Source organism: Geodermatophilus sp. DSM 44513, from assembly GCF_032460525.1.
Classification (GTDB): domain Bacteria; phylum Actinomycetota; class Actinomycetes; order Mycobacteriales; family Geodermatophilaceae; genus Geodermatophilus.
Window position 1 is genome coordinate 2342824 of sequence record NZ_CP135963.1, and the last position, 14838, is coordinate 2357661.

The 14838-nt window shown below is 79.1% G+C and carries 12 protein-coding genes; all 12 read left to right on the plus strand.

Annotated features, from left to right (window positions below):
- Positions 1 to 179 precede the first annotated feature (179 nt).
- Positions 180 to 515, plus strand: a complete 336-nt coding sequence (locus tag RTG05_RS11350; RefSeq protein WP_315911802.1) for a hypothetical protein — start codon at positions 180 to 182, stop codon at positions 513 to 515.
- Positions 516 to 540: 25 nt separating this feature from the next.
- Positions 541 to 777 carry a hypothetical protein gene (locus RTG05_RS11355; protein WP_166528723.1) on the plus strand — a complete coding sequence of 79 codons (237 nt, stop codon included), beginning with the start codon at positions 541 to 543 and terminating at the stop codon, positions 775 to 777.
- A 44-nt stretch (positions 778 to 821) separates the two neighbouring features.
- Positions 822 to 2000, plus strand: a complete 1179-nt coding sequence (locus RTG05_RS11360; RefSeq protein WP_166528724.1) for an MFS transporter — start codon at positions 822 to 824, stop codon at positions 1998 to 2000.
- A 357-nt stretch (positions 2001 to 2357) separates the two neighbouring features.
- Positions 2358 to 3311: an ABC transporter substrate-binding protein gene (locus RTG05_RS11365; protein ID WP_315911803.1), complete on the plus strand. Its 954-nt coding sequence runs from the start codon at positions 2358 to 2360 to the stop codon at positions 3309 to 3311.
- A gap of 108 nt (positions 3312 to 3419) precedes the next feature.
- Entirely contained in the window at positions 3420 to 4733 is a 1314-nt protein-coding gene (locus tag RTG05_RS11370; protein WP_166528725.1) for an alanine racemase, read from the plus strand.
- On the plus strand, positions 4730 to 6130 hold the full coding sequence (locus RTG05_RS11375) for a diaminobutyrate--2-oxoglutarate transaminase family protein (protein WP_315911804.1): 1401 nt from the start codon (positions 4730 to 4732) through the stop codon (positions 6128 to 6130). The genes RTG05_RS11370 and RTG05_RS11375 overlap by 4 nt, the downstream gene beginning before the upstream one ends.
- Entirely contained in the window at positions 6127 to 7533 is a 1407-nt protein-coding gene (locus tag RTG05_RS11380) for a pyridoxal phosphate-dependent decarboxylase family protein (protein WP_166528726.1), read from the plus strand. The genes RTG05_RS11375 and RTG05_RS11380 overlap by 4 nt, the downstream gene beginning before the upstream one ends.
- Positions 7530 to 9233 (plus strand): IucA/IucC family protein, encoded by a 1704-nt coding sequence (locus RTG05_RS11385; RefSeq protein ID WP_208104916.1) that lies wholly within the window; start codon positions 7530 to 7532, stop codon positions 9231 to 9233. Before RTG05_RS11380 ends, RTG05_RS11385 begins: the two co-directional genes overlap by 4 nt.
- The gene (locus tag RTG05_RS11390; RefSeq protein WP_166528727.1) at positions 9230 to 10525 is read left to right on the plus strand and encodes a lysine N(6)-hydroxylase/L-ornithine N(5)-oxygenase family protein; all 1296 of its coding nucleotides are present in this window, start codon (positions 9230 to 9232) and stop codon (positions 10523 to 10525) included. Before RTG05_RS11385 ends, RTG05_RS11390 begins: the two co-directional genes overlap by 4 nt.
- The gene (locus RTG05_RS11395) at positions 10522 to 11721 is read left to right on the plus strand and encodes an MFS transporter (protein ID WP_166528728.1); all 1200 of its coding nucleotides are present in this window, start codon (positions 10522 to 10524) and stop codon (positions 11719 to 11721) included. Before RTG05_RS11390 ends, RTG05_RS11395 begins: the two co-directional genes overlap by 4 nt.
- Positions 11705 to 13492 (plus strand): IucA/IucC family protein, encoded by a 1788-nt coding sequence (locus RTG05_RS11400; RefSeq protein ID WP_166528729.1) that lies wholly within the window; start codon positions 11705 to 11707, stop codon positions 13490 to 13492. Before RTG05_RS11395 ends, RTG05_RS11400 begins: the two co-directional genes overlap by 17 nt.
- A complete protein-coding gene (locus RTG05_RS11405; protein ID WP_166528730.1) occupies positions 13489 to 14835 on the plus strand; it encodes a glutamine synthetase family protein in 1347 nt (448 codons plus the stop codon). Before RTG05_RS11400 ends, RTG05_RS11405 begins: the two co-directional genes overlap by 4 nt.
- Positions 14836 to 14838: the final 3 nt, after the last annotated feature.

The window sequence follows — 14838 nt, forward strand, 5'->3', positions numbered from 1 at the left end:
GGGTGCGCCCGCCCCGGCGGCCCGGGGCGCGTAGCGTCGGCGCTGCGGGACCGTCCGGTGCCCGCACCACCGACCCGGCGCCGACGGCAGCGCCGCCCGCCCGGGTCCCGGCGCCGACCCGGCGCCCACGACCGCGGAGCGGCTCCGGCCCCCGCCCGTCCCCGTTGGGAACCCCCCGCATGAGCGCTCCCGCTCTCACCTTCCTCGCCCCGCCGCCCACCGGGTACGACCCGGCCGACGACCCCGGGGACGACACGGCCGCCGTCGCGCCGCGCCCCGGCGCCGCGGCGCCGCGCAGCGGTCCGGCCCCGGCGCTGCGCATGACCCGCGGCGCCCGGGCGGCGGCGGCCGGCGCGCGGATCAGCGACGCCGACGTCCGGCGCTGCCTGGACGCGCCCGACGACGTCACCCCCGACGCGGACACCCCCTCGCGCACCCACGTCCGCCGCGGCACGCTGGTCGTGCTGACCGCCGCCGACGGCACGGTCCTGCGGGTCAGCCGCCGCGGCCGCTGACCGGCACCCCGCCCGGAGGAGTCCCATGACCACCCGACGCGCCCGCTGCGCCGAGGCCCACCTGGGCTGCCCCTGCCGGGGCGACGCGACCGTCCACGAGGAGCGCACCCGCGTGCTCGCCGAGGCCCGCACCCGGGGCGGTGAGTCCGTCGACTGCCCGGAGTGCGGCTCCCCCACCACACCGCTGTCCCTGGTCACCTGGGGCAACTGCCGGGTCTGCCGCACCGCCCAGTCCCGGCTGACCGACCCCCTGCGGTGGTGAGCGCGGGCCAGTGACCCCACGGGGCAGCCGGTAGCGTCCGGCGGGTGCCGGACGCCACGCTGCCGCGCGAGGACACCCGGCGCCGGCTGGACGCCCTCACGTTCGGGCTGTTCACCGTGGCCCTGGGCACCAACGTGCCCACCCCGCTGCTGCTGGTCTACCGGCGGACCCTGGACCTGTCCGCCGCCGACCTGACCGCCGTCTTCGGCTGCTACGCCCTCGGCCTGATCGCCGCGCTGAGCGTGTCCGGCGGGCTGTCCGACCGGTTCGGCCGGCGGTCCCTCGTGCTGCCGTTCGCGGTGCTCGCCGGCCTGGTCTCGCTGCTGTTCCTCCCCGCCGCCGGCAGCCTCCCCCTGCTGTTCACCGGCCGGCTGCTGCAGGGCGTGGTGTCCGGGGTGGTGTTCTCCGTGGCCAACGCATGGCTGCAGGAGCTGGCCGGGCCCGGCGGGCAGCAGTCGGCGGCCACCCGCGGCGCGGTGTCGACGTCGCTGGGGTTCGCCGTCGCCCCGGCGATGAGCGGGGTGCTGGCCCAGTACGGCCCGGGGCCGACGACGCTGCCCTACCTCGTGCACGTCGCCGTCCTCGTCGTGGGGGTCGGGGCGCTGCTGACCGTCCCGGAGACCGTGCAGGGCAGGCGCCGCGGCCGGCTCATGGCGCTGGGCCTGCCGCCGGAGGCGCGGCGGCCGTTCTGGGCGGTGCTGGCGCCCACCGCCGTCGGCGTGTTCGCCTTCCCCGCCGTCGCGGCGACCCTGCTGCCGCTGCTCGTGGTCCCGGCCGGGGTCGGGGTGGCCTACGCCGGGCTGATCGCCGGACTGGCCCTGGCGGCCAGCGCGGTGACCGCGCGCCTGGGCCGCCGGGCGGCACGCGGCGCGGCGCCGCTGGGCATGGTGCTCGGCGCGCTCGGCCTGGCGACCGGGGTGGCCGCGGTGGTCCTGGGCGCGGAGCCGCTGCTGCTCCCGGCCACGCTCGTGCTGGGCGCCGGCGGCGGGCTGTGCCTGGCCGCCGGGCTCGCCCTCACCGCCCGGCTGGCGCCACCGTCGGCCCGGGGGGCGATGAACAGCGCGTTCTACGCGTTCGCCTACACCGGCTTCGGCACCCCGCTGCTGCTGGCCTGGCTCGGGTCGGTCGTCGGCGCCGTCCCGGCGCTGGCCGGGTTCGTCGCCGTGCCGGTCGCGCTGGCCGCCTGGCTGTGGCGGGAGCTGCGCCCCCGCACCGGCGGCTGACGGGGGCACCCGGCCTGCCCTCCCCGCGCGGCACGGCCCGCGGGCTGCTGGCCACGCCCACCCAGCCCCGGCCGGTGTCGCGCGAAGCCCTCCGGCAGCTGGTGGGAGCCGTGGTCGGAGTGGGCGGTCGGGCACTCCGGGGAGGAGGTGCCCGCACCGGAGCACCTCGGCAGCGCGGCGCACCCGCCGCTGGAGCCGGCCCCCGGCAGCTACGTCCGGGACCGCGTCCCCGACTGACACCGGGCGCACCCCGGCCGGTGCCCCGGTCCGGACGATCTGCTTAGGTGAGGCTGCCCTAAGACGATCGGGCGGGCGGCCGGGTCCCCGGCTGCCCGCCCCGTGCCGGAAGGACCCCCCGTGCGCCTGCGCCCGCTCACCACCGCCGTCCTCGCCGCGGCGGCCCTCCCCGCGATGGCCCTGTCCGCCTGCGGCACCCCCGCCGACGACACCTCGACGGCCGCCGCCCAGGAGACCACCGCCCCGGAGACCCGCTCGGTCACCCACGTCCAGGGGACGACGGAGGTGCCCGCCGACCCGCAGCGGGTGGTCACCCTGGACACCCCGCACCTGGACACCGCGCTGTCGCTGGGCATCACCCCGGTCGGCTCGGTGCAGTCCGACGTGTCCACCGGGCTGCCGGAGTACCTCGGCGACCGCACCCAGGGCATCGAGCTCGTCGGCACCATCGAGGAGCCCGAGCTGGAGGCCATCGCCGCGCTGGACCCCGACCTCATCCTGTCCTCCAGCGTGCGGCACGAGCAGATCTACGACCAGCTCAGCGAGATCGCCCCCACCGTCTTCACCGACTACACCGAGGGCTGGCGGGCGATGTTCAGCACCACCGCCGACGCCCTCGGCCGCGCCGCCGACGGCGAGGAGGCGCTGGCCGGGTACGACGCGCGCGCCGACGAGGTCGGCCAGACCGTGGGCGCGGAGGGCGCCACGGCGTCGATCGTGCGCTTCCTGCCCGACGAGACGCGGATCTACGGACCGGAGACCTTCTCCGGCAGCGTGCTCACCGACGTCGGGTTCGGCCTGCCGGAGCTGGCCTACGACGAGTACTCCATGGCCTACGTGAGCGCCGAGCAGATCGACCAGGCCGACGCCGACGTGGTCTTCTCCACCGCCTACGGCGACCCGGCGGCCACCACGCAGGCCGGCGTCACCGCCGTCTGGGACTTCCTCGAGGCCGTCCCGGACTGCGCCTTCGAGGTGGACGACGACGAGTGGATGCTCGGGATCGGCCTGATCGGCGCGGAGACCGTCCTGGCCGACGTCGAGACGCTGCTGGCCGACGGCTCCTGCCTCTGAGCGGACCCGCGGCCGCCGGGCGGCTCCCCCGGCGCGGCCCCGGCCGCGCCGGGAGCCGCCCCGCGCCCGGCGCACCCCACCCCGCCTGACCGAGACCCGGAGGCACCCGTGCTCCTCCCGCCCTCGGCCGCCGCCAGCGGCTGCGCGCACGCCCTCTCCCCGACCGTCCTCCCCGGCGCCGTCCGCGACCTGCTGCACGCCCGCGCGCGCACGGCCACCGTCAGCGGCTACGTCTACGACCCGCGGGTCGCCGCCGACCGCGCCCGGTCGCTGCGCGCCGCGCTCCCCCCGTGGGCCGCGCTGTTCTACGCGGCGAAGGCCAACGGCTGTCCCGAGGTGCTCGCCGCGCTGGCCGGGCCCGGCGGCGTGGACGGCTTCGAGGTCGCCTCCGCGGCCGAGGCGGCCGCCGGGCGGGCCGCCCTGCTCGCCGCCGGCCGCCCGCCGCGGCTGGTGGCCGCCGGGCCGGCGAAGACCACCGCCCTGCTCGCCGCGCTGCTGGACGCCGGCACCGAGGTGCTGCACGCCGAGAGCCCCCTGGAGCTGGCCCGGCTGTCCGCGCTGGCCGTCGCCCGCGGGGAGACGGTGCGGGTGGGCCTGCGGGTCAACCCCGCCGCGGTCGCGGTGCGCGGCACCTTGACCATGGGCGGGCGGGCGGCGCCGTTCGGCGTCCCGGAGGCCGACGTCCCCGCGGTCCTCGCGCTGGCCCGCTCCCTGCCGGGGCTGGACGTCGCCGGCTTCCACGTGCACGCCGTCTGCGGCAACCGCGACGCCCGCGCGCACGCCGCCTACGTGGCCTGGTGCCTGGACTGGGCGGCCCGCACCGCCCGGGAGCACCGGGTGGACCTGCGCTGGGTCGACGTCGGTGGCGGCCTGGGCGTCGCCTACGGCGGGGAGGCGCCGCTGGACGTCGACGCGCTCGGCGAGGAGCTGCACCGGCTCACGCCCCCGGCCGGCGTGCAGGTCGCCCTGGAGCCCGGCCGCTGGCTGGTCGCCGACTGCGGCTGGTACGCCGCCGAGGTCGTCGACGTGAAGCGCTCCTCCGGGACGGCGTACGTCCTGGTGCGCGGCGGCATCGGCGGCTTCGCCCTGCCCGGCACCGAGGACTTCCCCCTCCCGCTCACCGTGCTCCCCGTCGAGGACTGGCCGCCCGGCCTGCCGCGCCCGGAGCTGCGCGGCACCGCGGTCACCGTCGCCGGGGAGCTGTGCACCCCCGAGGACGTCCTGGCCCGCGACGTCGTCGTCGACCGGGTGCGCGCCGGCGACCTGGTGGTGTTCCCCCGCGCCGGCGCCTACGGCTGGGAGTTCGCGCTGCAGGCCTTCCTCGGCCACCCCCCGGCCACCCGGGACGTCGTCGCCGCCCCGGTGACCGGCGTCCGCCCCGCCCCGCCCGTCCCCGTCCCGGCCCTGGAGGTCGTCCCGTGAGCACCGCCCTGGACCACACCGCCCTCGACCACACCGCCCTCGACCACACCGCGCCGGCACCCGACCCCGCCGGCGTGCTGGCCCGGCAGGCGGCCCGCGAGTCCGCCGCCCGCACCTACGCCCGCACCTTCCGCATCGTGCCCGTGCACGCCCGCGGCATGACCGTGACCGGCGCGGACGGCCGCCGCTACCTGGACTGCCTGTCCGGCGCCGGCACGCTGGCGCTCGGCCACAACCACCCGGTGGTCGTCGAGGCGGTGCAGCGGGTCATCGAGCGCGGGGCGCCCTGGCACGCCCTGGACATCGCCACCCCGGAGAAGGACGAGTTCACCGACGCGCTGTTCGCCGCGCTGCCCCCCGGGCTGGCCGCCCGCGGGCGGGTGCACTTCTGCGGGCCGGCCGGCACCGACGCCGTCGAGGCGGCGCTCAAGCTGACCCGCACGGCCACCGGCCGCGCCGGGGTGGCGGCCTTCACCGGGGCCTACCACGGGATGACCGCCGGGGCGCTGGCCGCCTCCGGCGGGGTCGCGGTCAAGGAGCCGATGACCGGGGTGGCCGCCGAGGCGGTCCGGCTGCCCTACCCGCACGCCTACCGCTGCCCGTTCGGCCTCGGCGACGCCACCGGCGAGGTGTCCGCGCGCTACGTCGAGCGGCTGCTGGACGACCCCAACGGCGGGGTGGTGCCGCCCGCGGCGATGATCCTGGAGGCGCTGCAGGGCGAGGGCGGCGTGGTCCCGGCGCCGCTGCCCTGGTTGCGGGAGATGCGCCGGGTCACCGCCGAGCGCGGCATCCCGCTGGTCGTCGACGAGGTGCAGACCGGCGTGGGCCGCACCGGCACCATGTGGGCGGTCGACGCCGCCGGGGTCGAGCCGGACGTCATGGTGCTGTCCAAGGCGATCGGCGGCAGCCTGCCGCTGGCCGTCGTCGTGTACGCCGAGCACCTGGACACCTGGGCGCCCGGCGCGCACACCGGCACCTTCCGCGGCACCACCCTGGCGATGGCCGCCGGTGCGGCCACCCTGCGGCACGTGCTCGCCGAGCGGCTGCCCGAGCGGGCCGAGGAGCTCGGCCGCCGGCTGCGCGCCGGGCTGGCGGCGCTGGCCGGCGACCACCCCTCGATCGGCGAGGTGCGCGGCCGCGGGCTGATGATCGGCGTGGAGCTGGTCGAGCCGGGCGCGGAGCCCGACCGTTGCGGCGCCCGGCCGGCGGCCCCGGGGCTGGCCGTGGCCGTCCGGGCCGAGGCCCTGCGCCGCGGGCTGATCGTGGAGCTCGGCGGGCGGCACGACAGCGTGCTGCGGCTGCTGCCGCCGCTGGTGATGACCGACGAGGAGGCCGGCGCGGTCCTCGACCGCCTCGACGCCGCCCTCACCGCCGCCGAGCGGGAGCACCGCTCGTGACCGCCGTCGTCCCCGGGCGGACCGCGCCCGCCGGGCCGCGCGGCTCCGACGAGCTGGCCGAGCTCGTGGCGCTGTCCCTCGACGCGCTGGCCGCCGGGCGGGCGGCGCGCGGCGGCCCGGTGCCCGCCGGCGACCCCGACCGGGTGGCCGCCGACGTGGACGCCGCGCTGGCCGGCGGGGTGCTGCCCCCGGTCGGCACCGGTGAGCAGGCCGCCCTGACCGGCCTGGTCACCGCGCTGGCGGCGGGCGCCGCCGACCCGGCCGACCCGCTGTGCGCCGCCCACCTGCACTGCCCGCCGCTGCCGGTCGCGGTCGCCGCCGACCTGGCCGCCAGCGCGCTCAACCAGTCGCTGGACAGCTGGGACCAAGCACCGGCGGCCACCGTGCTCGAGGAGCGGGTGGTCGCCGCGCTGGCCGCCCTCGCCGGCCTGCCCGGCGGCGGCGGGGTGCTGACCACCGGCGGGACGGGGTCGACCTACACCGCGCTGCTGCTGGCGCGCGACGCCGTCCCCGGGCCGGTCCGGCTGTACGCCGGCGCGGCCGCGCACTTCTCCGTGGAGCGGGCGGCGCACCTGCTGGGCCTGCCGCCGGTCGTCGCCGTGCCGCCGGACGCCGGCCGGGCGGTGGACCCCGGCGCGCTGGCCGCCCTGCTGCGCGCGGCGCCGGCCGGCGAGCGCGCGGTGGTGGTGGCCACGGCCGGCACCACCGACCTCGGGACGATCGACCCGCTGCCCGCCGTGGCCGCGGCGGTGCGCGCGCACGGCGGGTGGCTGCACGTGGACGCCGCGTACGGCGGGGGCCTGCTGTTCAGCGACCGGCGCCGGCACCTGCTGGCCGGCCTCGGCGCGGCCGACAGCGTCACCCTCGACCTGCACAAGTTCGGCTGGCAGCCCGCCGCCGCCGGGGTGCTGCTGACCCGGGACCCGGCCGCTTTCGCGCCGCTGGCCCGGCGGGCGGCCTACCTCAACCCGGCCGACGACGAGGCCGCCGGCTACACCAGCCTGCTCGGCCGCTCGCTGCGCACCACCCGCCGCGCGGACGCGCTGAAGATCGCGGTCACCCTGCGCGCCCTCGGCCGGGCCGGGCTCGGCGCGCTGGTCGACACCTGCTGCGACCTGGCCGTGCACGCCGCCGCCCGGGTGCGGGCCGAACCGCGGCTGGAGCTGGCGGCGGCGCCCACGCTGAGCACCGTGGTGTTCCGCCACCGTGGTGGCGACGCGCTCAACGCCGCGCTGCGCCGCCGGCTGCTGCGCGAGGGGCGCGCGGTGGTGGGGCGCACCGAGCTGGACGGCCGGGTGCACCTCAAGCTCACCCTGCTCAACCCGGCGGCCACCCCGGCCGACGTGGACGCGCTGCTGGACCTGGTGCTCGCCGCGGGCGCCGCCGAGGAGGCCGCCGCGTGACCGCGCCCGCCGTGCTGTCGCCGGCCGACCGGGCCCGGACCGGCGCCCTCGACGTGCTGGTGCGCTGCTGGCTGCGGGAGACCGGCACCCCGGTGCCCGGGCCCGGGCCGCTGCGGGTGGACCTGCCGGCCACCGGCCGGGCCCTGGTCGTCGACGTCGCCCGCCGCTCCCCCAGCGGGCACCACGACCTCGCCGCGGTCACCGACCCCGACGGCACCCCGCTGGACGTGGCCGCCGTCGCCGGCCGGCTCACCGCCGAGGCCGCCGCCCGCGCCGGCCTGCCGGAGGACCGGGCCGCGGACGCCCGGGCCCGGATCGGCGAGTCCGCCGAGCGGGCCGCGCGGTACGCGCTGCGGCGCGCCGCCGACCCCGACCCGCCGGCCGGCCTGCCACCGTGGCTGGCCGCCGAGCAGGGCCTGCTGGCCGGGCACCCCTGGCACCCGATGACCAAGAGCCGCGACGGCCTGCCCGACGCCGAGGACGCCACCTACGCGCCCGAGGCCCGGGGCCGCTTCCCGCTGCACTGGTTCGCCGCCCGGCCCGGTGTGGTGGCCACCGGCAGTGCGGACCGCGACGTCCCCGCCCTGCTGCGGGAGCTGGCCGGGGACCTGGCCGTGCCCCCGGGGTGCGTCCCGGTCCCGGCCCACCCGTGGCAGGCCGCCCGGCTGGCCGCCCACCCCGGCGCGGCGGCCCTGCTGGCGCGCGGCGACCTGGTCGACCTGGGCCCGGCCGGGCCCCCGTGGTGGGCCACCTCCTCGCTGCGCACCGTCGCCCGCCCCGACGCGCCGGTGATGCTCAAGCTCAGCCTGGGGCTGCGGGTCACCAACAGCCGGCGGGAGAACCTGCGCGGCGAGCTGCTGCTCGGCGTGCGCACCGCCGGGCTGGTCGACGCCGGCCTCGGCGCCGCGCTGGCCGCGGCGCACCCGCGGTTCGCCGTCGTCCGCGACCCCGCCTGGGTGGGGGTCGACGGCCCGGACGGGCCGGTCGGCCTGGACACCGTGGTCCGCGACCAGCCGTTCGGCGCCACCGACCGGGTGGCCTGCGCCGGGGCGCTGGTCGACGCCCGCCCCGACCGGGGGCACCCGCCGGCCGCCGACCTGGTGCACGCGCTCGCCGCCCGGACCGGCCTGCCGGTGCCCCGCGCCGCCGCGCTGTGGTTCCGGCGCTGGCTGCACGCCGTCGCCTCGCCGCTGCTGTGGCTGCACGGCCGCTGGGGCATCGGCCTGGAGGCCCACCTGCAGAACGTGCTGGTCGGGCTGGACGGCGACGGGCTGCCCGACCGCGGCTGGTACCGCGACAACCAGGGCTGGTACGCCGCGGCCTCCCGGGCCTCCGGGCTGGAGGCGCTGCTGCCGGGGGTCACCGGGGACGCCGGGCTGGTCTTCGACGACGCGCTGGTCACCGACCGGGTCGTGTACTACCTGGGCGTCAACAACCTGCTCGGCTGCGCGGCGGCGCTGGCCGGCGCCGGCCTGGCCGACGAGCGGGACCTGCTCGGCGTGCTCGCGGGCGTGCTGCGCGAGCACCTGGCCGGCCCCGACCCGTCCCCGGCCGCCGAGCTGCTGCTCACCGCCGACCGGCTGCCGGTCAAGGCCAACCTGCTCACCGGGGTCGAGGGCCGCGACGAGCTGGCCGGCCCGGTCGCCGCCCAGTCGGTGTACGTCCCGGTCCCCAACCCGCTGCGCGAGGTGCACCCGTGAGGACCCACGACCTGCTCGGCATCGGCCTGGGCCCCTTCGGCCTGTCGCTGGCCGCGCTCGCCGACGGCGTCGACGACCTCGACGCCGTCTTCCTCGACCAGCGCCCGGCGATGTCCTGGCACCCGGGGCTGCTGCTGGAGGGCGCCACGCTGCAGGTGCCCTTCCTGGCCGACCTGGTCACCCTGGTGGACCCGACCAGCCCGTGGTCCTACCTGTGCTACCTGCGCGCGCGGGGCCGGCTGTTCCGCTTCTACCTCGCCGAGCGGTTCCAGGTGCCGCGCGCGGAGTACGACGACTACCTGCGCTGGGTCGCGGAGTCGCTGCCCAGCTGCCGGTTCGGCCGGCGGGTGGAGGCGCTGACCTGGGACGGCGGTGCACCCGACGGCGGGGCCTTCGTCGCCACGGTCACCGACACCGCCACCTCGCGGCGCAGCACCGTCCGCGCCCGCGCCGTCGTCCTCGGGGTGGGCACCGAGCCGGTCGTGCCGGCGGCGTTCACCGACCTGCTCGGCAAGCGGGTGGTGCACGCCGGGCAGTACCTCGACGCCCGTCCGGCGCTGCTGGAGGCCGGCTCGGTGACCGTGGTGGGGTCCGGGCAGTCCGGCGCGGAGGTCTTCCTGGACCTGCTGCGCGCCCAGCCGCAGACCGGGACGGCGCTGCGCTGGCTCACCCGCACGCCGGCGTTCGCGCCCATGGAGTACTCCAAGCTCGGCCTGGAGCACTTCACCCCCGACTACACCGGCTACTTCCACGGCCTGCCCCAGCCGGCCCGGGAGGCGCTGCTGCCGGCCCAGTGGCAGCTGTACAAGGGCATCAGCGCCGCCACCATCGCCGAGGTCTACGACCTGCTCTACGAGCGCACCGTGGGCGGCCGGGGCGTGGACGCGGTGCTGCAGCCGGCCGTCGCGGTGGAGTCCGCCCGCGCCGAGGGTGACGGCCACGTCCTGGAGTGCCGGCAGGTGCAGCAGGACCGCACCTTCACGGTGGCCACCGACGCCGTGGTGCTGGCCACCGGCTACGCCGCCCGGCGCCCGGCGCTGCTGGACCCGCTGCTGCCGCTGCTGGACCCCGACGAGCACGGCCGCTACCGGGTGGACGCCGACCACCGGGTGGCCCTGCGCTGCCCCGGCGGGCTGTTCGTGCAGAACGCCGAGACGCACACCCACGGGGTCGGGGCACCGGACCTGGGCCTGGGTGCCTGGCGGGCGGCCACGATCCTGTCCGCCGTCACCGGCCGGCCGCTGGTCGACGTCCCGCAGCAGGGGGCGTTCACCACCTTCGGCGCACCGTGAGGGCCCGGGTCGTCCTGGCCGCGGTCGTCGCGCTGCAGCTGGTCGCCGAGACCGCGCTGACCCCGTACTGGCCGCTGCTGCTGCGCACCCTGTTCGGCGTCGAGGACCTCGCCGCCACCGGCACCTACCTCACCGTGTGCCGGGTGGCCGGGCTGGCCGCCCTGCCGCTGTGGGGCCTGGCCGCCCGCCGGTGGCCGCTGCCGCACCTGCTGGTGGCCGGGCTGCTGGGCTCGGCGGTCCTCGACCTCGGGCTGGCGCTGGCGCCGTCGCTGGCGGTGTTCACCGCGCTGTCGGCCGGCGTGGTGGCCACCGGCAGCTCCATGGTGCTGGCCTACCCGGCGCTGGTCGCCGTCGCCGCCCGCGGCCGCGACGGCGACCGGCTGTCCGGGGTGATGGTCTACGCCGCGGTCTTCCACGCCGCCGCGGTGCTCGCCACGCTGGTCGGCGCCGGCGTGGTCGCGCTGCCCCAGCCCCGGCTGGGGCTGGCCGCCTTCGCCGTCGCCGACCTGCTGCTGGCCGCCGCGGTGTGGCGGGTGGTCGCCCGACGGCCCGTCCCGGTGCCGGCGGAGGGGCCCGGGCCGGCGCGGGACGCCGTCCGCCGGTGGCTGCCGGCCCGGGCGCTGGTCGCGGTCGCCGCGCTGGCCGTGCTGGCCGACCTCGGCACCGCCGTCCCCCGGCCGTTCTTCACCGAGCTGGTGCTGCGCGGCGGGGGCTCGCTGACCGCGGCCGCCGTGCTGTTCCTGCTGCCCGCCCTGGCCGCGCTCGCGGTGCTGCCGGCGGCCCGCCCGCTGGCCCGGCGGCTGGGCGGCGGGCTGCTGCCGGCCGCCGCCGCGCTGGCCGCCGGCGGGCTGGCACTGCAGGCGCTGGCCGCCGCGGCGGGCCCGGCCGCGCTGGCCGCCGGCCGGGTCGTCCTCGGCGCCGGGCTCGGGCTGCTGGTCGTCGCGGTGGACCTGCGGGTCTTCGCCGCCGTCGGCACCGCCGGGCCGGGCTTCACCGCCGTGGAGACCGCCCGCTCCGGCGCCCTGCTGGCCGCCCCGCTGCTGGCCACGGCCACCGTGGCCGTCGCGCTGCCCGGGCCGCTGGTCGCCGCCGCGGCCCTGCTGGCCGCCGCCGCCCTGGTGTCCCCGCTGGCCCGCGAGGACGCCGCTCCCCCGCCCACCCCCCTCCCGGAGGTCCTGGATGCACCCGCCCGCTGACCCGACCGACCCGGCCTGGACCGACGCCGGCCGCCGGCTGGTGGCCAAGGCGCTGGCCGAGCTGTCCTACGAGGAGCTGCTCACCCCGGTCCCCGACGGCCCGGACCGCTGGCGCCTGGAGCTGCCCGGCGCGCCGGTGCACCGGTTCCGCGCCCGCCGCGGCGGCTTCGGCACCTGGCGGGTGGACCCCGGCAGCGTGCTGCGCGGCGACCGGCCGGCGGTCGACCCGGTGCGGCTGCTGCTCGACGCCCGCGCGGTGCTCGGCCTGGACGGCCCGACCACCGCCGAGGTGGTGCGCGAGCTGACCGCCACGCACGCCGCCGAGGCCCGGCTGCTGGCCGACGGCCTCCCGGCCGCGGCGCTGGCCGACCTGCCCCACGCCGAGCTCGAGCAGCACCTCACCGGTCACCCCGTGCTGGTGCTCAACAAGGGCCGGCTGGGTTTCGACGCCGCGGACCTGGACCGGTACGCCCCGGAGTCCCGCGGCACCGTGCGGCTGCGCTGGTACGCCGCGCACCGGTCGGTCGCCGCCTTCTCCGCCGTCCCGGGGCTGGACGCCGGACGGCTGCTGGCCGAGGAGCTGGACCCGGCCACCCGCGCCGGTCTCGCGGCGGCGCTGGCCGCCCGGGTCGCCGACCCGGGCGACTACGTGTGGCTGCCCGTGCACCCCTACCAGGACGACACCGTGGTGCGCACCCTGTTCGCCGCCCACCTGGCCGACCGGCGGCTGGTGCCGCTCGGCGAGGGACCGGCGGACTACCGCCCGGTCGCCTCGGTGCGCACCCTGGTCGCCCCCGGACGGCGGGACGTGAAGACCCCGCTGCTGGTGCGCAACACCCTGGTCTGGCGGGGGCTCGGGACGCGGGCCACCGCGGCCGCCCCCGACGTCAGCGCCTGGCTGGCCACCCTGCCGGCCGGCGACCCCGAGCTGCGGGCCACCGGGCTGGGCCTGCTCGGGGAGGTGGCCAGCGTGGTCGTCGCCCACGACCTGTTCGACGAGGTCGACGACGTGCCCTACCGCTACCGGGAGCTGCTCGGCGCGGTGTGGCGCGAGCCGGTCGCCGCCCACCTGCGCCCGCGCGAGCGGGCCCGGTCGCTGGCCGCGCTGCTGCACGTCGACCCCGCCGGCCGGGCGCTGCTCGCCGAGCTGGTGGACCGCTCCGGCCTGCCGCCGCGGGAGTGGCTGACCCGGCTGTGCGACGCGCTGCTGCCCGGCCTGCTGCTGTGCCTGACCCGGCACGGGGTCGCCTTCTGCCCGCACGGGGAGAACACCGTGGTCGTGTACGACGACGGCGACGTGCCGGTGCGGGTGCTGGTCAAGGACTTCGCCGAGGACGTCACGCTGCTGCCCGGCCGCCACTACCCGGGGCTGTCCGAGCGGGCCGACGCGGTGCTGGTGCGCTGGCCGGCCGCGGAGATGGCGCACAGCATCACCAGCGCCGTCCTGGCCGGGCACTTCCGCTTCCTCGCCGGCGTCGCCGAGGAGCACCTCGGCGTCCCGGAGGGCGGGTTCTGGGCCCTGGTGCGCGACGCGCTGCTCGGCTGGCGGGCGGCCCACCCCGACCTCGCCGCGGAGTTCGACGCCCTGGGCCTGCTGGCCCCGGAGGTCGAGCGGATCGCGCTCAACCGCGAGCACCTCACCGGCGGCGGGTTCCACGACCGCGCCGAGCGCGACGCCGCCCCCGACGTCGTGCACGGCTGCGTGCCCAACCCCGTGGCGCCCGACCCGGTGGCCGCCGTCCCCGCCGTCCCCGCCGGGGTCCCGGCGTGACCGCGCTGCAGCGGCTGCGCGCCGACGTCGACGCCGGCCGCGTCGAGGAGGTGGTGCTCGCGCTGCCCGACCTGGCCGGCCGGCTGCAGGGCACCCGGCTGTCCGCCCGGCACTTCCTGGACAGCACCGTGACCGACGGCTTCGGCGCGTGCACCTACCTGCTCACCACCGACGTCGACATGGCGGTCACCGCGCGGTCGGGCGAGCTGGACCCGGAGGGCACCGGGTTCGGCGACATGGTGCTGGCCCCGGACCTCGCCACGCTGCGCCCGCTGCCCTGGGACCCCGGCACGGTCCTGGTGCTGGCCGACGCCCGCCACCCCGACGGCGGCCCGGTGCAGGTCGCGCCGCGGCAGGTGCTGCGCGCGCAGGTGGAGGCGCTGGCCGGGCACGGGCTGGTGCCCTACGCCGGGGTGGAGCTGGAGTTCCGGGTGTTCACCGAGTCCTACGCGCAGGCGCACGCGGCCGGCTGGGCGCGGCTCACCCCGGCCACCCGCACCGGGGTGGACTACGCGCTGGTCGGGCTGGAGCGGATGGACGCGCTCACCCGCCGGCTGCGCCGGGAGACCGCGGCGGCCGGGCTGGTGCTGGAGTCCGCGCGCGGGGAGTGCGCGCCCGGCCAGTACGAGATCGTGTTCCGCTACGACCGGGCCCTGGCCGCCGCCGACGCGGCCGCCTTCTACCGCACCGCCGCCCGGCAGGTCGCCGCGCAGGAGGGCATGGCGCTGACCTTCATGCCCAAGTACGACGACGCGGAGGGCAACTCCTGCCACCTGCACGTCAGCCTGCGCGGCGCCGACGGCACGCCGGTGCTGGCCGGGGACGGCGCGCACGGGGAGTCCGCGCTGCTGCGCCGGGTGCTGGCCGGGCAGCTCGCCTGCCTGCGCGAGCTGACCCTGCTGTTCGCGCCCACGGTCAACGCCTACAAGCGGCTGCGGCCGGGCGCGTTCGCGCCCACCTCGGTCGCCTGGGGCCCGGACAACCGGCTGGCCGCGCTGCGGCTGGTCGGCTCGGGCGCCTCGCTGCGCCTGGAGCACCGGGTGCCCGGCGGGGACGCCGACCCCTACCTGGCGCTGGCCGGGGTGCTGCTGGCCGCCCGGCACGGCATCGAGGAGGACCCGCCGCTGCCGGCACCGGTGCGCGGGGCACCCGGGCCGGGCGCAGCCGCGCTGCCGGCGTCCCTCGGGGAGGCCGCCGACGCACTCGACGGCAGCGCGGTCGCCCGCAAGGGCCTGGGCGACGCGGTGGTCGACGCCCTGGTCGCGGCCGCCCGCGCGGAGGAGGCCGGCTACGCGGGGACGGTCTCGGAGTGGGAGCGGGCCCGCGGCTTCGAGCGCCGCTGACCC